Source organism: Cytobacillus sp. Hz8 (assembly GCF_042263505.1).
Taxonomy (GTDB): domain Bacteria; phylum Bacillota; class Bacilli; order Bacillales; family Cytobacillaceae; genus Bacillus_BE.
In genome coordinates this window covers 496,279-513,946 of sequence record NZ_JBHKFI010000001.1, presented here as the reverse complement: position 1 = coordinate 513,946, position 17,668 = coordinate 496,279, and the positions used below count along the sequence as shown (strand labels likewise).

Annotated in this window: 23 protein-coding genes and 2 riboswitches; of the genes, 10 read left to right on the top strand and 13 right to left on the bottom strand. The window is 36.0% G+C overall.

The window, feature by feature from the left end; translation table 11 throughout:
• Window positions 1-5 precede the first annotated feature (5 nt).
• Window positions 6-722 carry a (Fe-S)-binding protein gene (locus ACE38V_RS02545; RefSeq protein WP_375839561.1) on the bottom strand — a complete coding sequence of 239 codons (717 nt, stop codon included), beginning with the start codon at window positions 720-722 and terminating at the stop codon, window positions 6-8.
• Window positions 723-913: 191 nt separating this feature from the next.
• Between ACE38V_RS02545 and ACE38V_RS02540 the strand changes: the two genes are divergently transcribed.
• The gene (locus tag ACE38V_RS02540) at window positions 914-2,671 is read left to right on the top strand and encodes a B12-binding domain-containing radical SAM protein (RefSeq protein ID WP_375839560.1); all 1,758 of its coding nucleotides are present in this window, start codon (window positions 914-916) and stop codon (window positions 2,669-2,671) included.
• 44 nt (window positions 2,672-2,715) lie between these two features.
• On the opposite strand, the gene ACE38V_RS02535 is transcribed toward ACE38V_RS02540, so the two are convergent.
• Complete coding sequence (locus ACE38V_RS02535) at window positions 2,716-2,847, bottom strand: hypothetical protein (protein WP_375839559.1); 132 nt, start codon at window positions 2,845-2,847, stop codon at window positions 2,716-2,718.
• Window positions 2,848-3,009 carry a hypothetical protein gene (locus tag ACE38V_RS02530; RefSeq protein ID WP_375839558.1) on the bottom strand — a complete coding sequence of 54 codons (162 nt, stop codon included), beginning with the start codon at window positions 3,007-3,009 and terminating at the stop codon, window positions 2,848-2,850.
• 182 nt (window positions 3,010-3,191) lie between these two features.
• On the opposite strand from ACE38V_RS02530, the gene ACE38V_RS02525 reads away from it, so the two are divergent.
• Window positions 3,192-3,509, top strand: a complete 318-nt coding sequence (locus ACE38V_RS02525; RefSeq protein WP_375839662.1) for a DUF3905 domain-containing protein — start codon at window positions 3,192-3,194, stop codon at window positions 3,507-3,509.
• 212 nt (window positions 3,510-3,721) lie between these two features.
• Entirely contained in the window at window positions 3,722-3,922 is a 201-nt protein-coding gene (locus ACE38V_RS02520; protein WP_375839557.1) for an alpha/beta-type small acid-soluble spore protein, read from the top strand.
• A 40-nt stretch (window positions 3,923-3,962) separates the two neighbouring features.
• Here the strand turns inward: ACE38V_RS02520 and ACE38V_RS02515 are convergent, their stop codons facing one another.
• The 5 genes from ACE38V_RS02515 to ACE38V_RS02495 form a co-directional block, all read right to left on the bottom strand.
• Window positions 3,963-5,024 (bottom strand): anti-sigma factor domain-containing protein, encoded by a 1,062-nt coding sequence (locus tag ACE38V_RS02515; RefSeq protein ID WP_375839556.1) that lies wholly within the window; start codon window positions 5,022-5,024, stop codon window positions 3,963-3,965.
• The gene (sigI, locus tag ACE38V_RS02510; protein ID WP_375839555.1) at window positions 5,021-5,776 is read right to left on the bottom strand and encodes an RNA polymerase sigma factor SigI; all 756 of its coding nucleotides are present in this window, start codon (window positions 5,774-5,776) and stop codon (window positions 5,021-5,023) included. The genes ACE38V_RS02515 and sigI overlap by 4 nt, the downstream gene beginning before the upstream one ends.
• Window positions 5,777-5,897: 121 nt before the next feature.
• Window positions 5,898-6,515 carry a hypothetical protein gene (locus tag ACE38V_RS02505; RefSeq protein WP_375839554.1) on the bottom strand — a complete coding sequence of 206 codons (618 nt, stop codon included), beginning with the start codon at window positions 6,513-6,515 and terminating at the stop codon, window positions 5,898-5,900.
• 154 nt (window positions 6,516-6,669) lie between these two features.
• The gene (locus ACE38V_RS02500) at window positions 6,670-7,440 is read right to left on the bottom strand and encodes a TerC family protein (RefSeq protein WP_375839553.1); all 771 of its coding nucleotides are present in this window, start codon (window positions 7,438-7,440) and stop codon (window positions 6,670-6,672) included.
• A 70-nt stretch (window positions 7,441-7,510) separates the two neighbouring features.
• Window positions 7,511-7,658, bottom strand: a riboswitch (yybP-ykoY riboswitch).
• 92 nt (window positions 7,659-7,750) lie between these two features.
• Window positions 7,751-9,331, bottom strand: a complete 1,581-nt coding sequence (locus tag ACE38V_RS02495; RefSeq protein WP_375839552.1) for a peptide chain release factor 3 — start codon at window positions 9,329-9,331, stop codon at window positions 7,751-7,753.
• Window positions 9,332-9,559: 228 nt separating this feature from the next.
• Here ACE38V_RS02495 and ACE38V_RS02490 point away from each other — a divergent pair, with 228 nt between their 5' ends.
• Complete coding sequence (locus ACE38V_RS02490) at window positions 9,560-10,318, top strand: thermonuclease family protein (protein ID WP_375839551.1); 759 nt, start codon at window positions 9,560-9,562, stop codon at window positions 10,316-10,318.
• Here the strand turns inward: ACE38V_RS02490 and ACE38V_RS02485 are convergent.
• Window positions 10,278-10,910, bottom strand: a complete 633-nt coding sequence (locus ACE38V_RS02485) for a nitroreductase family protein (RefSeq protein ID WP_375839550.1) — start codon at window positions 10,908-10,910, stop codon at window positions 10,278-10,280. The two genes, ACE38V_RS02490 and ACE38V_RS02485, sit on opposite strands and share 41 nt — an antisense overlap.
• Before the next feature lie 169 nt (window positions 10,911-11,079).
• Window positions 11,080-11,192, top strand: a riboswitch (TPP riboswitch).
• Window positions 11,193-11,262: 70 nt separating this feature from the next.
• Here ACE38V_RS02485 and ACE38V_RS02480 point away from each other — a divergent pair.
• Genes ACE38V_RS02480 through ACE38V_RS02460 form a run of 5 tightly spaced genes read left to right on the top strand, consistent with a single transcriptional unit; the run spans window position 11,263 to window position 14,848 of the window.
• Complete coding sequence (locus tag ACE38V_RS02480; RefSeq protein WP_375839549.1) at window positions 11,263-12,258, top strand: ABC transporter substrate-binding protein; 996 nt, start codon at window positions 11,263-11,265, stop codon at window positions 12,256-12,258.
• Window positions 12,259-12,270: 12 nt separating this feature from the next.
• Entirely contained in the window at window positions 12,271-12,561 is a 291-nt protein-coding gene (locus ACE38V_RS02475) for a thiamine-binding protein (RefSeq protein ID WP_375839548.1), read from the top strand.
• On the top strand, window positions 12,561-13,322 hold the full coding sequence (locus ACE38V_RS02470) for an ABC transporter permease (protein ID WP_375839547.1): 762 nt from the start codon (window positions 12,561-12,563) through the stop codon (window positions 13,320-13,322). Before ACE38V_RS02475 ends, ACE38V_RS02470 begins: the two co-directional genes overlap by 1 nt.
• A gap of 1 nt (window position 13,323) precedes the next feature.
• On the top strand, window positions 13,324-14,079 hold the full coding sequence (locus tag ACE38V_RS02465) for an ABC transporter ATP-binding protein (RefSeq protein WP_375839546.1): 756 nt from the start codon (window positions 13,324-13,326) through the stop codon (window positions 14,077-14,079).
• Window positions 14,069-14,848 (top strand): TatD family hydrolase, encoded by a 780-nt coding sequence (locus ACE38V_RS02460; RefSeq protein WP_375839545.1) that lies wholly within the window; start codon window positions 14,069-14,071, stop codon window positions 14,846-14,848. Before ACE38V_RS02465 ends, ACE38V_RS02460 begins: the two co-directional genes overlap by 11 nt.
• 59 nt (window positions 14,849-14,907) lie before the next feature.
• Here ACE38V_RS02460 and ACE38V_RS02455 read toward each other — a convergent pair whose 3' ends face one another.
• Both ACE38V_RS02455 and ACE38V_RS02450 read right to left on the bottom strand, forming a co-directional pair.
• Complete coding sequence (locus tag ACE38V_RS02455) at window positions 14,908-15,042, bottom strand: YjcZ family sporulation protein (RefSeq protein WP_375839544.1); 135 nt, start codon at window positions 15,040-15,042, stop codon at window positions 14,908-14,910.
• Between the two features lie 23 nt (window positions 15,043-15,065).
• The gene (locus tag ACE38V_RS02450) at window positions 15,066-15,170 is read right to left on the bottom strand and encodes a YjcZ family sporulation protein (RefSeq protein ID WP_375839543.1); all 105 of its coding nucleotides are present in this window, start codon (window positions 15,168-15,170) and stop codon (window positions 15,066-15,068) included.
• A gap of 445 nt (window positions 15,171-15,615) precedes the next feature.
• On the opposite strand from ACE38V_RS02450, the gene ACE38V_RS02445 reads away from it, so the two are divergent.
• Complete coding sequence (locus tag ACE38V_RS02445) at window positions 15,616-15,918, top strand: hypothetical protein (RefSeq protein WP_375839542.1); 303 nt, start codon at window positions 15,616-15,618, stop codon at window positions 15,916-15,918.
• Window positions 15,919-15,947: 29 nt separating this feature from the next.
• On the opposite strand, the gene ytvI is transcribed toward ACE38V_RS02445, so the two are convergent.
• A complete protein-coding gene (gene ytvI / locus ACE38V_RS02440; protein ID WP_375839541.1) occupies window positions 15,948-16,979 on the bottom strand; it encodes a sporulation integral membrane protein YtvI in 1,032 nt (343 codons plus the stop codon).
• A 193-nt stretch (window positions 16,980-17,172) separates the two neighbouring features.
• The gene (locus ACE38V_RS02435) at window positions 17,173-17,472 is read right to left on the bottom strand and encodes a hypothetical protein (protein ID WP_375839661.1); all 300 of its coding nucleotides are present in this window, start codon (window positions 17,470-17,472) and stop codon (window positions 17,173-17,175) included.
• Window positions 17,473-17,668 lie beyond the last annotated feature (196 nt).

Genomic DNA, 17,668 nt, shown 5'->3' with positions numbered 1-17,668 from the left:
GCTCGTTATCGATAATTTAATACTTCTGCAATGTGCATCACCTTTACGGGCTTGCCTTTTCTCTCCATTCTTCCTCCCATATTCATCAGACATCCTGTATCTGCACCGATTAGATAATCAGCCTGTGTTTCTTCAACATGTTGAATTTTTTCATCAACAATTTGTTCAGAAATTTGCGACATTTTTACAGAAAATGTTCCCCCAAAGCCGCAGCAATTCTCTTTTCCAGGAAGAACATTAAATTCTAATCCCTTAATGTTTTTTAATAACGTAATTGGAGCATCCTTTACCCCAAGTAAGCGTGTCATATGACAGGATGGATGATACGTGGCTCTCCCTTCAAACCGGGACCCGACATCTTCAATTTTTAAAACTTCCACAATAAACTGAGTTAATTCATATGTTTTTTCAGCCAGTGCCTTCGCCTTATCCTCCCATATAGGATCATTCTTAAATATATGAGGATATTCCTTAAACATAAATGCACAGGAGCCGGATGGAGATACAATATATTCGGATTCACTAAATGTTTCTATCATTTGCTTCATCGCATCCTTCGTTTGATTCACATAGCCGCTATTATAAGCTGGTTGGCCACAGCAAATCTGTGATTCAGGATACTCCACTTCGCACCCAAGATGCTCTAACAATTCTACTGTTGCTTTACCAACATTGCTTTTAAACATATCAACTAAGCAAGTGGCAAAAAGAGTAACTTTCATGATAATTCCATCTCCTCTTAAACTTCAATCTATAATACTTACTTTACCGCTTTAAACATTTCCATTCAACAATAGATTTCACTAGCTTGATAGCATTTTCCATAGTTGTTATCAACTATTCATTTTGGTAACAATAAGATATAATTAAAAGTTGTAATTCTTGATACTTGTCTACTTGAAGGAGTTATCCCATGAACATTATTTGTACGACTCTGAACGCAAAATTCATCCACACCAATCTAGCTATCCGTCTCCTTAAAGCGTATGCTCAACCGGAGTTCGACATTGAAATTACCGAATATACGATTAAAGATCCGATTATGAATATCGTCACAGATCTATTTAAGAAAAAACCTAATGTGGTTGGCTTCAGTTGTTATATATGGAATATTGAAGAAACAATAAAGGTTGCACAAATGCTTAAAAAAATTGATCCATCTATTTCCATCGCAATTGGAGGTCCAGAAGTGACCTATAATGCAAAGGAATGGATGGAAAAAGTCCCATACTTTGATTTTGTCATTATTGGAGAAGGGGAAGCACCCTTTAAACAACTATTACAGGAATTACATGGAGAACATCATTATGATCAAGTTCGGGGAATAGCTTATCGTCATAACGGTGAGGTTACCTTAACGCTTCCACAGAACAAACTTGATTTACGAACAATTCCTACACCATTTCGTTTTCAAGAGGACCTTGCTCAACTCTCAAAACGAATTATCTATATTGAAACAAGTCGTGGTTGCCCTTTCACCTGTCAATTTTGCCTATCCTCCATTGAGGTGGGAGTAAGGTATTTTGATAAAGAAAAAGTGAAAGAGGATATCCTTTATTTAATGAACAATGGGGCAAGAGTCTTTAAATTTGTTGACCGAACCTTTAATATTAGCCGAAGCTACGCGATGGATATGTTTCGCTTTCTTATTGATGAGCACCTACCTGGAACGGTCTTTCAATTTGAAATTACAGCGGATATCATGAGGCCAGAGGTGATTGAATTTCTCAATGAAGAAGCACCTCCTGGACTTTTCCGCTTTGAAATCGGTGTCCAATCAACCAATGATTATACCAATGAATTGGTCAAACGTAGACAAAATTTCGAAAAGCTTACACGAACGGTCACAATGATCAAAGAAGGCGGAAAAATTGATCAACATTTAGATTTAATTGCTGGTCTTCCAGAAGAGGATTATACATCTTTCAAAAAAACCTTCAATGATGTCTTTGCATTAAGACCAGAAGAACTACAACTTGGATTTCTAAAAATGCTCCGTGGCACCGGCTTAACACAACAAGCAGACGAATACCAATACATTTCCAGTGATTTTCCACCATATGAAATCGTAAGTAACCGTGTACTTCCGTTTTCAGATGTGATTCGAATCAAACAAGTAGAGGATGTACTTGAAAAATATTGGAATGACCATCGAATGGATCAAACAGTTGAGTATTTAGTCACAAAGGGTTTCCCAACTGCTTTTGATTTCTTTCAAGACTTTGGTCATTATTGGGAGGAACAAGGCTGGTCAAAAATCGGTCATCAGCTTGAGGACCTTTATCGAAGATTATTTGCATTCCTGAAAAATATCCATTTTCAAAATCTTTCGATTGTAGAAGGTTTAATGAAACTAGATTATCTTGAACATGCCAAATATAAGCCTCGAAAGCCATGGTGGCAAAGAAACCTTGAAAAGCGGGATAGATCAGAAATTTATCAAAGGATTGTCGAAAATCCAGAGCTTCTTGGTCAAGAATTTGCAGATCTACATTTACAGGAAAAAGAACTTTATAAACATACTTTAATAGAAGAGATTGCTTTCGACATTGACGAATATTGTCTTTCAGGTCAATTTATCCGAGAGCCTTCCTATCTTCTCGCCTATTTTGATAGTAAAAATGAAAAAACAGCTATTTATAGCTTTTCTTTTAAAGTCAAAACCAAATAAAATTGTTAATTAAGGTACCTTCCGCCAAGAAGGTACCTTTTGATTTATTTCTTCTTTTTTCCTTTTTCCTGATATTTATTAGCTATCAGCGATTCCATTTGTTTTGCGGCATTAACATCTCCAAATTCCATCCCAAATTCCACATTGGATTGGTTTTTTGCTTTCTTTTTTCCCATCTATGATCTTCCCTTTCTTCCTTGTTTAGAATTGCGATTTGCCCCTTTCATTCCTGATTCGCCTTGAATATATTCTGCAGAAAATTCCGTATCCTCTATATTTTTTCTTGGAGTCTTGCTGTGCTTAACTGCTGCATTAAATTCTGCCTTTCGTTTTGCCACAATCATTCCCTCCTTCATTTCCGTTTTATTTTATACACTTTCATTTTCAAAATGCATCATTCCGACCACCGAATATTTCCAATCCTTTCTCCTTATAAAATGAACGTCTCTTCGGAAAAGATAAAAGAAAATACATTAATTAAAGGATGATTTTCTTGAAAAGGAAAAACCTGAATATTCCGATGGAAATTGATCATACTTTACCTCATCAAATAAATTCACCGGATTTTAAAGGAACCGGAATAAAAATAGAACCCCCCTTTCAAAACAAATACGGGGTCATCATTGGAGATAGTCATTACGCTTCACCTAACTCCCCTCTTGAAAACTGGGACGAAAATACGGACCCAGCCATTATGTCTGGCGATGAATGGGTTCATCCAACAAATGATATTGGCTGGAATACTTCTGAAAATAGAGCCTTGCTCGAAGAACGAAAAAAACCAAATGGATATCCTTTTATGCACCCGACAAAAGATGTTAGTCATGGTAGCGATTAAAAAAACAGAAGCCTTTATGCACAGGCTTCTGTTCCTTTTCATCATTTTTTATCCAATTATCACTCTCTCTTTAGAATAATGATAATATAGAAAATTCAATGCAAAATATGAATAACATTCCATTCATGATTCCTTGTTTAATTGACATACTACAAATACAGAGAAACATACTCTGTTTAAATGAACTAGGAAATATAAAGGAGATCATAAAGATGGCTAGAAGCTCAAATAAATTATTAGTTCCTGGCATTGAACAATATTTAGATCAAGTGAAATATGAAATTGCACAGGAATTTGGTGTTCATTTAGGGTCAGATACCGTATCACGCGCTAATGGTTCAGTTGGCGGTGAAATTACAAAACGATTAGTTCAACAAGCTCAATCTCAGCTTTCCGGACAAAACAATCAATAAATATGGCAAAAAAAGTCCGGTGATTAGCCGGACTTTCTTTTTAATGTTCATGATGCTTCTGATTATTATAGTAATTACTCAAGCCATGTTTTCGATAATCATATTTCTTTATTTTTTTGTTTTTAAATATCTGTGCTTCTCTTTCTACACGATGATAATGGGAATTTACCTTATGCTCAATATTTGGAATTCTATATTCCTGATTACGCTGATAACCTTCTATTCCCTCTTTTTTTACATTCCATTTTTTCTTATTATTTTTCTCTGTAATGGCCTTTTTATTATTACTTTTGGGATTTTGTTGAATAATCTGTTTAGACTTTGATTGAATTTCTTTCTTTATCTTCACATTTGGCGCTTTTGACGTATTTTGCTTCGATTTAATCGTTTTTTCGGAAGTCGGTTTTGCTGATTCTTGAGATTCCTTAGTCTGAATGGTTTTATTCTGAATGAAGCGGCCAGCTGTCATTCCTTGTTTTTTAGCTTTCTCCCGTTGTTCCTTTGTAGCTTCCATAACATTGACGTCTATTTTTTTATTATTAACCTCATGCTTAATCGTGTCGATATCTTTATCTAATTTTTGATCGATATTTTTCTCCCTTTTGCCGGTATACACCTTCGTAATAATGATTTTTTTATTATTGTATGTATACCCTGTTTTCTCCAGCTCTTTTAAAATATCATCTGTTACGGCCTGGACATCCTCTTTTTTCCAGCTTTTGATTCTTTTAATCACTTTCCTACCGTCTTGGTTATAAGGTATAAGTTCGATGACTTGTAGTTTGTCATTAACACCCAATTCTATACTCGGGTTCATATCAATAGACATATAGGCATATACCTTAGTGCCTTGATAGATTGGAAGGAAGGTGCCAACCGCAAGTAACAGGGCAATCATCGCTGTCAAAGCGGCCTTCCCTTTTAAAGACTGTAAAAAAGATAAAAAAGCAGGCTTTTTTTGCTCCAATTCAAAAGGGGCAAATGATATTTCCTCACCAAGATCGTATGGACGATCATGCCTTCGGGCTCGCATGAATTCTCCCTCAGGGGTTAGCAATGTTAAAAAACGTTCATTGATTTCTACTATGATCCCGGTCTTCACGTTTCCAACACCCCTTTAATATAATCCTTTAAATACACAAAATCACTCATGACAATCAATGATATCGCCATGATATATTTGCGATTTCTTTCAATCGTTTTCCTACTTACTTCCACTTTTCTCTCTAATTGTTTGATAGGAAGCTTTTTCTTTTCCATAAATAAGGATTTCATTTCTTCGTCTTGAACTAAAGTTTTCGCCACAATCATCGCATTTTTTCTGGCATCTGCATGCTTTGGTGATTGCTCAACTAGGTCTTGGAAGGATAAACCAAATTCTTCTAACATATTAGAAAACTGGTAGATTTCCTCTCTTCTCTTTGTATTATCCACTTTCTCTTTAAATTCTTTAATGGATAATTCCTCTTCAATAAAGGAAGCAGATTCTTCCTCTTCCTGCTGTTCATTATTAAAAGCTGGTACACTATTTATTTGATGTCTGGACTGACCTCTTATATAATCAATGACTCTACGTTTAATAATGACCTCTGCAAAACTTAATAGTGAACTGCCTTTATCAGGACTATATTTTTGGATTGCTTCGTTAAATGCAATGAGTCCTATGCTAAATTCATCATCAGATTCACTTATATATCTCTTACAAACAGCAGAAACATTTTTTGCAATAAATGGTTTATAGGAATTTATCAGTTGATCTTGTAAAGCTACATCGCCTTGTTGAATGAGCTTGACTTGTTTTTCTAGTGATTTCGCGCTCTTTTTTGTAAAAGTATGGAATAATAAACTTAGCAATAGCCTCACCTCTCAATCTGTCTTTTCTATCATACGATAAATGACATGATATTTTAAGGGGGAGGTATTGGAAAGAAAGCTTTTTTGACTTTCTTTCTATTATTTATCATCCATACAATGTTTAATGTTTCATATGTCTATTGTGCTTTCCATTCCCTTTTCCATTATGTTGATGGGCTTCTATTTGTTTTGTTTTTTGTTTCAGGTCCTTTTGCTGATCTTTTTCCCTTATATTCTTCTCATTATCTTGTTTTTCCAACTCATCTTGCTGCACTTGTTCTGCTAGTTTTTTTTCATTAGATCGGTTCTCTAAATGTTTTTTATTAAATTGTTCCTGTTTTGCTTGGATTTTGGCAACTGCCTTTTCAATATTTTTTTCAAGCGCCGCCTTAGCAATCGGATTTTTTATCTTATTTAATGCTGCTGTTAAAGCTATTGTTTTATGTGAATTTCCAAAAGCAATATTAGAAAAATATAAGAAATTACCTGGTTTAAGTGGGTGAGATTCAAGTAAATCATTCTCTGCTTGAGAATCTCCATTTGGCAGGATCGTTTCATTTGGTGAAGGACTTACAAGATCAGTTGTTAAGCTTGGCATTTCAACAACTGGAAGATTGGTTTCATTCGTATCATCTGCGGCATACGCTAAAGCCGAGGAATAAGTAAATGCTCCTGCAATAACAATAGCTGTCGAACATTGTAAAATATTCTTGATGGTCTTTTTTGATAGTGGTTTCATTCTTTCACCTCATAAAGTTATTTTTGCGGCCGCATTATTCACTAAAACTTTACGGATGAATTTCTATTCTTTGTGGGGGTAAGCAAAAAATTTTTTTAAATAATAAAGCCTTACTGTCTGAGTATGCATTCTCACACAGTAAGGCTTTGTTTTTTTATAAATGACTTTCTACTTCTACTTGTTTTTTATTGGATACTAAGAATCCACCTCCGGCAATAGCTAGAAGGATAATCCAAAAAATTAACTTCCATGTAAGAGATTCTGGAAAGTGTTCATCAATTAAACTAATTTGTGGATGAGCAAGCGTAAGTACTGATAATTTCACTCCGACCCAACCAACTATTAAGAAGGCAGCCGTTTCGAGTGAGGGTCGTTTATGAAGCAGAGTCACAAACCAACTTGCAGCAAATCTCATAATCACTAATCCTATGAAACCTCCAAGGAACATGACCAAGAACTGGCCTCCGTCAAGTCCACCAATATGAAACCAGCCAGATGGAGTAAGAGTAACCGCTAAAGCAACTGCAGCCAGCATAGAATCAATAGCAAAAGCAATATCAGCTAATTCCACCTTTAATACAGTAAGCCAAAAAGAAGAGGATGATTTACCTTCAACAGGCTTGGGCTCACTCTCTTTCCCTCTGATCCGATTATACAAGTGATGAAGAGTAATAAAAAGAAGATAGAATGCTCCAAGTGCTTGAACCTGCCAAACATCTGCAAGGTACGAAATCATAAACAAGGTCGCAAAACGAAAGATAAAAGCTCCAAATAATCCATAAAACAATGCCTTTTTCCGTTGTTCTTCTGGTAAATGTTTAACCATAACTGCCATCACAACGGCATTGTCAGCAGCTAATATTCCCTCTAATCCTACTAATATAAGTAAGACCCAACCATATTCTAACAAAATACTTAAATCCATAGACGTTCCCTCCATAATCTATTTTTCCCGAGAATGTCCTGTTGACAGAGGTTGGTTTTGGGCTTGTTCTGGCATTTTTACAACAAAAAAGACCTCTGCCAACAGGCAAAGGTCTTGCAAGACATCGTTAAAATGCCAACAAAGCCGATGGATTTAAATCCACGAATTGACGACTTTGTTTTAGGTTTCCCTAAAAGCTACTCCCCTTTGATAAAAGGAATTATTAAGTTCTCATTAATTGTATTATAGATTATATCTTTTATCAATAAAAATCTGTAATATTTATGAAGCAATGAAATCACAAGTCAGCTTATTGATATTGATCCATTGGATTATATAAGGCAACATCAGGATTTTTATCTTGGAACCATCTTAACGCAAAATCATTTTCAAATAAAAATACTTTTTTCCCATAACGGTCGGTAACAAGTAAACTTCTTGAACTAGATAAATTCTCATTAACCTCATCAGTCTCTACCCAGCGAGCTATTTTCGATCCTAATCTTTCCATGAAAACTTCTACATTGTATTCATTTTTCATCCGATGTTCAAACACTTCAAATTGGAGCTGTCCCACTGCCCCAAGTAAATATTCCTCTGTTTTAACCGTTTTAAAGAGCTGAATCGCTCCTTCTTGAACCAATTGTCCAATCCCTTTATGGAAATGCTTTTGTTTCATAACATTTTTTGCAGTAACACGTACAAATAGTTCAGGTGTAAATTGCGGCAGTCGTTCATATTGAAATGAATTTTTTCCAACCGTCAAGGTATCCCCAATTTGATAGGTGCCTGGATCATATAATCCAATAATATCACCACTTACAGCCTCATCGACTGTACTGCGGTCATCTGCCATAAATTGAGTAGATTGAGCCAATTTCATCTGCTTACCCATTCTTGGAATATTCACGGTCATTCCTCTTTCAAACCGCCCAGAGCATACTCTAAGGAAGGCGATACGGTCGCGGTGAGCTGGATTCATATTCGCTTGAATTTTAAAAATAAATCCGGAAAAATCCTCTGATAAAGGATCAATTCTTCCTTCAGATGTATTGCGTGCCTGAGGTGACGGAGCGAATTGTAAATAAGTTTCCAGGAAGGTTTGCACACCAAAATTAGTTAACGCACTACCAAAGAAAACAGGGGTTAGCGACCCTTCCAAAACTCTCTCCCGTGAAAATTCATTTCCTGCCTCATTCAAAAGCATAATTTCCTCAAGCGTTTGATCATACAAACCAGATTGCTTTAGAGAATGATCTCCTTCAATTTCGCCATCATCGTTTAAAGGGATATAACGTTCTGTTTCATCCACTCTAAATTGCTCAATCCGATTATAGAAACGGTCATAAATTCCTAAAAACTCTTTTCCCATTCCAATTGGCCAGTTCATTGGATAAGATTCAATATTCATAACTTCTTCCAATTCAGCCAGCAATTCTAATGGTTGTTTCCCTTGACGATCTAATTTATTGATAAAGGTAAAAATAGGAATTCCACGCATGCGACAAACTTTAAATAATTTTAATGTTTGTTCCTCAATCCCTTTAGCCGAATCAATAATCATAACTGCACTATCGACCGCTGTTAATGTACGATAAGTATCTTCACTGAAGTCTTGGTGTCCTGGTGTATCTAGAATATTAACACGGCATCCATGATAATCAAACTGCATCACACTCGAGGTAACCGAAATTCCTCTTTGCTTTTCTATTTCCATCCAGTCACTGGTCGCATACTTCCCAGTTTTCTTCCCTTTAACCGTCCCAGCATCACGAATTGCACCACCAAATAACAGAAGCTTTTCCGTTAAAGTCGTTTTTCCCGCATCCGGGTGGGAGATAATCGCAAAGGTCCGACGAGATAAGACTTCCTCTTTAATATTTTTTGCCATATATTTCTTTTCCTCTCTTCATGCAAACAATATAAACCGCAATTTTAATCTTATCTTTCTAAAGGAAAGTTTGCAATGTTCCTTACTTATTTTCTCATGAAGAATCCCTAAAAAGTATTCTATATAGAAAGGTAGACGAATATCCACCATTTGAATGATTTTATTAAAAAACTCCCCATTTCATTAAATCCTTGATATCATAGTCATGAATTGGAGGAACTATTGCTAATGAAAAAAAAGATCACAATGATGTTTTTCTTATGCTTGATTCTGCTTGTTGCATGTTCACAAGCAACAGACTCGAAAGGATTTACAGGGAAAGTCGTTTATGTCGTTGATGGCGATACGATAGATGTAAAGCTTGCAAATGGAAAGGAAGAGCGAATTCGGATGCTTCTTGTGGATACTCCTGAGACAAAGCATCCAACTAAACCAGTACAACCATTTGGACCAGAGGCATCTGCATTTACAAAAAAAACATTACTACATCAACAGGTTCAATTAGAGCTTGATGTAAGTGAACGTGATCAGTATGGGAGATTATTAGCCTATGTCTATCTCAATGGAAAAATGTATAATGAAACTCTGCTCGAAGAAGGATTAGCTCGAGTCGTTGTATATGCATCAAATACAAAATACGTCGATGAATTTAAGGCCATTCAAAAAAAGGCTCAAGAAAAAGAAATAGGAATTTGGTCATTGGAAAATTACCGTACTGAGGAAAAGAAACAGGCAGAAAACGAGGAAAAAATTCCTAATCAAAAATGCAAGATTAAAGGAAATATTAATTCGCGTGGAGAAAAAATTTATCATACCCCCGATTCTCCGTCATATAAGCAAACAAAACCAGAAAATGGTTTTGTACCAAAAACGAAGCAGAAGCTGCCGGCTTTAGAGCACCAAAATAGAAATGGGAAGGCAAATACCGCGCCTTCCCTTGTTATTATTATTTATATTCAAGAACAACGTCTTCTAGTGGTAGTCTAGTTGATTTAAATGGATCTTGAGCAGCTTTTCCTAAAGCAATTAAAACTATGGGAAAATAGCGTTCATTTACATTGTACTTTTCTACAAATTGATTCTTGTCAAAACCACCCATAATGACTGTATCATATCCTCTATCTTTAGCAATCAATGTTAGCTGCATGGTCACTAAGCCGGCATCGAAAGAAGCAATATTTATGCGTGCTTCAACAGGAGCTGCTGGGTAGGTGTTATTGGAACTTTGAATCAAACGGTTCATATTGGCTTCATCCATAAAGCCTGCTTCAAATGCACTATGATAGATCTTTTCTACATTTTTATACATTTCCTTATCCCCCAATACTGCAATCACAGCTGAGGATGTCTCTACTTGCTCTTGATTATAGGCAATGGCTTTTAGTTCTTTTTTAATATTTTTGTCTTGAAAAATGATAAAGCGCCAAGGTTGAAGATTACTGGATGATGGCGCAAGTGTTGCTTCTTTTAATATTGCTTCAATTTCTTCCTTTGAAATCATAAACTCTGGATCATATTTTCTAACAGAATGGCGTTCTTTAATTACTTCTGATAAAGTTTTATTTGCTACTGTCGTCATGTTTTTTTACCTCCTATTAGTCAACTGCTTACTTTTAGTAAGTACAGTTGCATCTTACTATTTCCATAATCATTCGTCAAGAATAATGACTTTTCCTTTCAAATATTCATATCCTTACTAGTCAAATGGATTAAATCTGCTATAATGAGATAGAAATTAATTGAATAGGTAAGAATATTAGGGGAACCAGTTGTGCTGGCTGAGAGTACATCCATATAAGATGTAGACCCTTTGAACCTGATCTGGATGAGACCAGCGTAGGAAACATATTCAGTTATTTTATGTTTATTTATTTGCGCCCAGGTTCATTGCCTGGGTGCTTTTATTTTTTACTAACGGAAGGAAGATTATCATGAAAAAAATAGGTCTAGCCATCATTTCGCTTCTTCTATTATTAAGCGGATGTACCGGCAAAGAGCAGTCAAACAAATCAGCTGAAAAGAAAAAGGAACTGAAAAAGGTGACTGTCGTTCTTGATTGGACACCAAACACGAACCATACAGGTCTTTATGTAGCAAAGGCTAAAGGATATTTCGAGCAAGAGGGACTTGATGTTGATATTATCCAACCGGGAGAAGCTGGTGCTGATCAATTAGTCGCTTCTGGTAAAGCTGAATTTGGAGTGAGTTATCAGGAAGGTGTTACACTAGCGAGGATTCAAGGAGTTCCTTTAGTATCGATTGCTGCTGTCATTCAACATAATACATCTGGTTTTGCTTCACCTGTTGCCAAAAATATTAAAAGCCCAAAAGATTTTGAAGGACATACATACGGTGGCTGGGGTTCACCTATTGAAAAGTCCGTCATCACCTCACTTATGGAACAAGAACATGCAGATGTAAAGAAAGTGGATATTATCAATATAGGGGACACCGATTTCTTTACTGCAGTTAAGAGAGATATTGATTTCGCATGGATTTATTATGGATGGACAGGAATTGAATCAGAGCTTCGCGGCGAAAAACTGAACATGATTTATTTAACAGATTACTCTAAGAAGTTAGATTACTACACTCCTGTTTTAACCTCTAATGAAAAGATGATAAAGGAAAAACCTGAAACAGTTAAAGCATTTATGAAAGCTGCAGCGAAAGGATATAAGTATGCGATCAAGAATCCCGATGACTCTGCGCAAATCTTAATTAAGGCAGCTCCTGATTTAAATGAAAACCTTGTAAAGAAAAGTCAGGAATGGCTTTCTCCGAAATATCAAGATGATGCAAAGGAATGGGGCTATCAAAGCAAGGAGGTTTGGGATAATTATGCAACATGGATGTATGATCATGGATTATTAGAGAAAAAGCTTGATTCAGAAAAAGCTTTCACAAATGAATTTTTACCAAAATAAGGAGCGAGAGACATGGCAAATGCACTTATAAGTATTCAAATCATCCCAAAAACAAAAAACGGGGAAAACGTCATTCCATATGTTGATGAAGCTATTAAAGTCATTCAGGATTCAGGAGTCAACTATGAAGTTCATCCTTTGGAAACAACCATGGAAGGAGAATTATCTCAGCTCTTTACCATTATTACGAAGATGAATCAACGTATGATTGAAATCGGAAGTCCAAACGTGATTTCTCAAGTAAAAATTCTTTACCAACCAGAGGGAATTACAATGGATCAATTAACGGAGAAATATCGATAATGAAGAGTTTACTTCGAAAAGGATGGAGACCATTTATGGTTCTCCTCCTTATTCTTATTATTTGGGAATTGGCGGTTCGGTTAGCAAAAGTACCAGGATGGCTGCTTCCATCACCTAGTGCCATATTTCTAGAAGGGATCAATGATTGGACAAGCTTCCTTCCTCATTTAGTGTCTACTATTAAATTATCATTGCTTGGATTATTGATTGGATCAGGGATTGGTTTTTTAACGGCTATCTTGCTTCATCTTATTCCTGCATTTGAATCAGCCTTCTATCCTTTGCTTATATTATCGCAAAATGTGCCGATTATTGTCCTTGCTCCTCTCCTTATTATTTGGTTTGGATTTGGGTTATTGCCAAAATTAATTGTGATCACTCTTGTATGTTTTTTTCCAATTACTGTCGCAGCATTAGATGGGTTTAAGCAAACCACACCTGAATTGAAATCATATATGATTATGGCAGGAGCAAAACGGCTCCAATTGTTTCAAAAGCTTGAGTTTCCCTTTGCCCTTCCAGCGATTTTTTCGGGACTGAAAATTTCTGCTACATATAGCGTCATGGGTGCGGTAATCTCCGAATGGCTCGGAGCAAAATCAGGAATTGGAGTATATATGACATTAGCTTCATCATCGTTTCAAACAGCAAAGGTTTTTGTAGCCATTTTTATTATTATGATTTTAAGTCTTCTCTTTATCGCTATTATTACCCTGTTTGAACGAAGATGGATTCGTTGGCAGAGGAAAGGAGAGCATTAAAGTGAGCATCTTATCCATAAACAAGGTTTCGTTTGGATTTCAGCAGCAGCCCGTTTTGAAAGATTTCAGTTTAACGGTAAATGAAGGAGAATTTATCTCTGTTTTAGGGCCATCAGGAAGTGGAAAAAGTACTTTGCTCCATCTCATTGGAGGGACCCTAACCCCTGATAATGGCATCATAACCCTGAATAAAGAAATGATTAATGGCAAGAGAGGTTTGATAAGCTATATGCCTCAAACACCATCTCTTTTCCCATGGAGAACCATTTTAAAAAATGTTACCCTAGGCCAGGAGATTAAAGGTAAGATTGATCATGATAAGGCAATAGAGATGCTGCAAAAAGCAGGTCTAGGAGATTATTTGAAAGCCTATCCCGATGAATTATCCGGGGGAATGAAGCAAAGAGTCTCATTCATTCGAGCATTGCTTAGCCCACAATCCGTCATTCTTCTGGATGAACCTTTCTCTGCATTAGATGAATTCACAAAATTGGAAATGCAAAAATGGCTCTTATCTATTTGGGAAAGCAATCGAAAGACGATTTTGTTTGTTACCCATAGCATTGAAGAAGCCTTGTTTTTATCCGACCGGATTGTGGTATTAACCAATAAACCAGCGAGCATTGCGCGTATTTTCGATGTTCCCTACACGAGACCTCGAAGTGAAACGCTTTTGCTTGAGGAACAATTTCTTGAATGGAAAAAATCCATTTATTATACTTTAACCGCAAAGGATCGTGTTTCCGTTGGAAAATAAAATGGTTGATTCGCACATTCATTTAGATCAATATCAAGATGACGAAATCAAGTTTATCCTTAACCATGAGTTATCAGTTGAGGCGTTAATCACCGTCTCAACTGATCTCAGTTCCTGTAAAAGAAACTTATCCTTATCAAATATTTATCCAAAGGTACATACCGCTTTTGGCTATCATCCCGAGCAACCTCTTCCTTCCGATGAGGAATTATCATCCTTAATGAATTGGATGAGCCAGCATTCTAATCATATGGTTGCCGTTGGCGAGGTCGGCCTTCCATATTATTTAAGATTAAAAGAAGGAACAAACTCATTTCCATTGGAACCATATATTTCAATATTGAAAGAATTTATTAAATTTGCAAAAGTATGGGATAAGCCCATAATCCTTCACGCTGTCTACGATGATGCGCCGCTTGTGTGTGACTTATTAGAACAATACTCCATACAAAAAGCACATTTTCATTGGTTCAAAGGGGATCAAATGACAGTAGAGCGGATGATTAAAAATGGATATTATATATCCTATACTCCAGACCTCATTTACGAAAAAGAAATTCAACAACTAGCTCTCGCTTACCCATTAGAACAAATATTTATCGAAACAGATGGGCCATGGCCATTTGAGGGTCCCTTTCATGGAAAAAGAACAAATCCTTTGATGATGAAACTATCCATTCAAAAATTAGCAGAACTAAAAAATAAATCAGAAGAAATCATTTATTCACAAATACTCACACAGACGAAAAAATTTTACATGATTAAATAAATATGTACCTATTGATTACAAACAAAAGCAGGGAATTCCCTGCTTTCGTTCATTCCTTCTTACCAAGTAAAGCAAGCTGCTCCTACAATAATGAGAAGGATAAATAACACTACGATTAACGCAAACGCTGCACCGAAACCGAAACCACCGTATCCACAGCCGCCGAAGCCACCATATCCATATCCGAATGGCATACATTAACCCCCCCTATTTACGCTTAATGAAATCCTCCAAATCCCCATGAAGCACCGATAATAATCAACAAAATAAAGAGTACTACCAATAAAGCAAATCCTGCATTATAACCAACTGCGCCTGACATGCTCATACCTCCCTTATTTGAATTCCCTATATCCTATTCCATTCACCTAATATGTGCGATTAGACAAACACACATTTTTTCTGAAAAGTCTATAGGCGTTCGACCGCTTTTATCCCACTCTTAACGGACAGTAAGACTCCCACTTAAAGATTCTGAGATACGAAGAAGATAAGTGGGAGATCAACTGTCCGTAAAGGTCCGATAAGTTAAACTAACCATCAGTGGGGGTTGAATGGCAGACTAAAAGCGCGACGTCAATCACAACTTCTGCACTAGCACGTCCTGTGCGTCGAAAACACCCACTGATGGAAGTTTCACTTTATAAGACTGAAAACACCCTTTCTATCAATCTAATTTTTAACAATTTACATATTTTCGCAATTTTTTATCCGGTTACGCATATGTTTATCAAGAAATACGGATTTATAGGGGGATAAAAGAGAAAATGAATAGATATGATCGACATTCTCAAAAAAAGAAACTACTTTTCTATAAGACTCTATTTATTTTTACTAGTGTCCTAATCATTGGATTCTTTTCTATTCATCTTTATTTAAAAAGTTTAATCAAAATTGATACGCCAAATAAAGATTTGGGAAGAAAAATAATTATCGAAATGCCGAATGGAAAGGATATTTATACGTATGAAAATTTGATAATTAATGAGGATGGGAAGTTGCTTTACAAAGGTGAGCGAAATACTCTCGATTTGACAGGTGGAAAAATAATTTACAAAAAATGGAAATAGGGTCAGGATATTTCCTGCCCTATTTTTTACTAAATTTTAAAATTGGAAGAAATGATATTTGCCTTCCTTAAAGTTTCAAAGACAATAACAATCGCAGGTCCAACAAATAATCCGATTAGACCCAAAATTTTAAAACCAAGATAGAGACTAATTAATGAGGCAAGCGCAGAAATCCCGAGATTAGAGGCATACACCTTTGGCTCTATAATTCTTCTCACAACGGTTATGATTAAAAAGAGAACAATTAAACCAAACCCAAACAGTTCATTTTGCTGCAATATCGCGACAATTCCCCAAGGCACAAGCACAGAGCCTGTTCCTAATATAGGGAGTATATCTACGACCACAATGATAAGGGAAAATAGAAGAACATGTGGTGCCTTCAGGATCGTCAATCCGATAAAAGCCAAGAGGAAGGTTAAAAGGCTGAAAATAATTTGCGCTTTTATGAACCCTACACCAGCTTTAGTTAATTGATGAATAACTAAAGTTACTTTTTTCGTGGTCTCCAACGTTAAATGATTTTTGATATTTGTCTTAATTTTTTGCAGTTCAAGACTAATTAGAAATAATGCAACCAAATAAATGAGGAACTCAATCAAAAATCCTGGAATAGCCGTAATCAAGTTAATCATTGCTTGGAGGATTCCTTGAAGGAAGGAGTCTAACGAATTGACGCTATTTTCAATCGTTTTCTCCGTAGATTTAATCACATCTTTTGGAAGAGTTTGTGAATACTGTTCCCACATTTTGATAAGTGGTAAAATGGCTGTCACGTAAAAATCATTAACATATGTCGGTGTATTTTGTGACAAATTAACTATTTGCTTAACGATGGTAGCAAACAGATTATACCCAAGTATAATTAAAATTAATAAATAAAATAGAAAGGCTGAAATTACTGCCTGCAATCGACTGAACTTAAATCTCTTCTGAAACCATGAAACAAGACCTTCAAGCAATACTGCTGTTGCCAGAGCAAAGATTAAAGGTAATCCATAAGGAATGAGCAAAAACAAAATGATAATTGAAGCCAAGATGATAATTCTTTTTTTCCACATTATGATACTCCTCTGTGATTCTCCGTTACGATTATAAAAAAAATATGTTTAATAAGATACACTTATTGTTATTGTATCATTAAACACTATGTTAGACCGTGAATATTATGTAAAATGTTTATATTATATTTATCTTCTTTTAAAGGCTAAGCCATGAGTAGATGGACTTAGCCTTATTCAATTTATGACCTAATTAAAACCCGTATCCAAAAGGTGGGTATGGGTATGGGTATGGGTACCCATAGCCATAATATGGTGGAGCAAGTAAAGACCCGGCAGCTAATCCACCTAAAAATCCTAATGGTAATCCCCATCCGCCAAACCCAAAACCAAATGGTCTTCCAAACCCAAAGCCGAATGGTCTTCCAAAGCCGAAGCCAAATGGTCTCCCAAAACCAAATGGTCTTCCGAAGCCAAAGCCAAATGGTCTCCCAAAACCAAATGGTCTTCCGAAGCCAAAGCCGAACGGTCTTCTTTCCATAGATCCGTCCATTAATTCTGGCTGAGGAAATTCGGGCATATACTGCATATTTGAATTCATTACAAATCCTCCTCTTTGTCATTTTATTTTTATTTCACACTAAAGAATATGCATAAATCTTATAATGGCATGGGTATTTGCCCGAATAAAGTAAAATGACCTCTATTCAATATAGAGATCATCATCTAGTTATTTCCTAATTATTCAT

Coding starts and splice junctions, on each gene's coding strand:
- ACE38V_RS02545 (WP_375839561.1), bottom strand. CDS start 722: ATGAAAGTTACTCTTTTTGCCACTTGCTTAGTTGATATGTTTAAAAGC.
- ACE38V_RS02540 (WP_375839560.1), top strand. CDS start 914: ATGAACATTATTTGTACGACTCTGAACGCAAAATTCATCCACACCAAT.
- ACE38V_RS02535 (WP_375839559.1), bottom strand. CDS start 2,847: ATGGGAAAAAAGAAAGCAAAAAACCAATCCAATGTGGAATTTGGGATG.
- ACE38V_RS02525 (WP_375839662.1), top strand. CDS start 3,192: ATGGAAATTGATCATACTTTACCTCATCAAATAAATTCACCGGATTTT.
- ACE38V_RS02520 (WP_375839557.1), top strand. CDS start 3,722: ATGGCTAGAAGCTCAAATAAATTATTAGTTCCTGGCATTGAACAATAT.
- ACE38V_RS02505 (WP_375839554.1), bottom strand. CDS start 6,515: ATGAAACCACTATCAAAAAAGACCATCAAGAATATTTTACAATGTTCG.
- ACE38V_RS02500 (WP_375839553.1), bottom strand. CDS start 7,440: ATGGATTTAAGTATTTTGTTAGAATATGGTTGGGTCTTACTTATATTA.
- ACE38V_RS02495 (WP_375839552.1), bottom strand. CDS start 9,331: ATGGCAAAAAATATTAAAGAGGAAGTCTTATCTCGTCGGACCTTTGCG.
- ACE38V_RS02490 (WP_375839551.1), top strand. CDS start 9,560: ATGAAAAAAAAGATCACAATGATGTTTTTCTTATGCTTGATTCTGCTT.
- ACE38V_RS02485 (WP_375839550.1), bottom strand. CDS start 10,910: ATGACGACAGTAGCAAATAAAACTTTATCAGAAGTAATTAAAGAACGC.
- ACE38V_RS02480 (WP_375839549.1), top strand. CDS start 11,263: ATGAAAAAAATAGGTCTAGCCATCATTTCGCTTCTTCTATTATTAAGC.
- ACE38V_RS02475 (WP_375839548.1), top strand. CDS start 12,271: ATGGCAAATGCACTTATAAGTATTCAAATCATCCCAAAAACAAAAAAC.
- ACE38V_RS02470 (WP_375839547.1), top strand. CDS start 12,561: ATGAAGAGTTTACTTCGAAAAGGATGGAGACCATTTATGGTTCTCCTC.
- ACE38V_RS02455 (WP_375839544.1), bottom strand. CDS start 15,042: ATGCCATTCGGATATGGATATGGTGGCTTCGGCGGCTGTGGATACGGT.
- ACE38V_RS02450 (WP_375839543.1), bottom strand. CDS start 15,170: ATGTCAGGCGCAGTTGGTTATAATGCAGGATTTGCTTTATTGGTAGTA.
- ACE38V_RS02445 (WP_375839542.1), top strand. CDS start 15,616: ATGAATAGATATGATCGACATTCTCAAAAAAAGAAACTACTTTTCTAT.
- ytvI (WP_375839541.1), bottom strand. CDS start 16,979: ATGTGGAAAAAAAGAATTATCATCTTGGCTTCAATTATCATTTTGTTT.
- ACE38V_RS02435 (WP_375839661.1), bottom strand. CDS start 17,472: ATGGACGGATCTATGGAAAGAAGACCGTTCGGCTTTGGCTTCGGAAGA.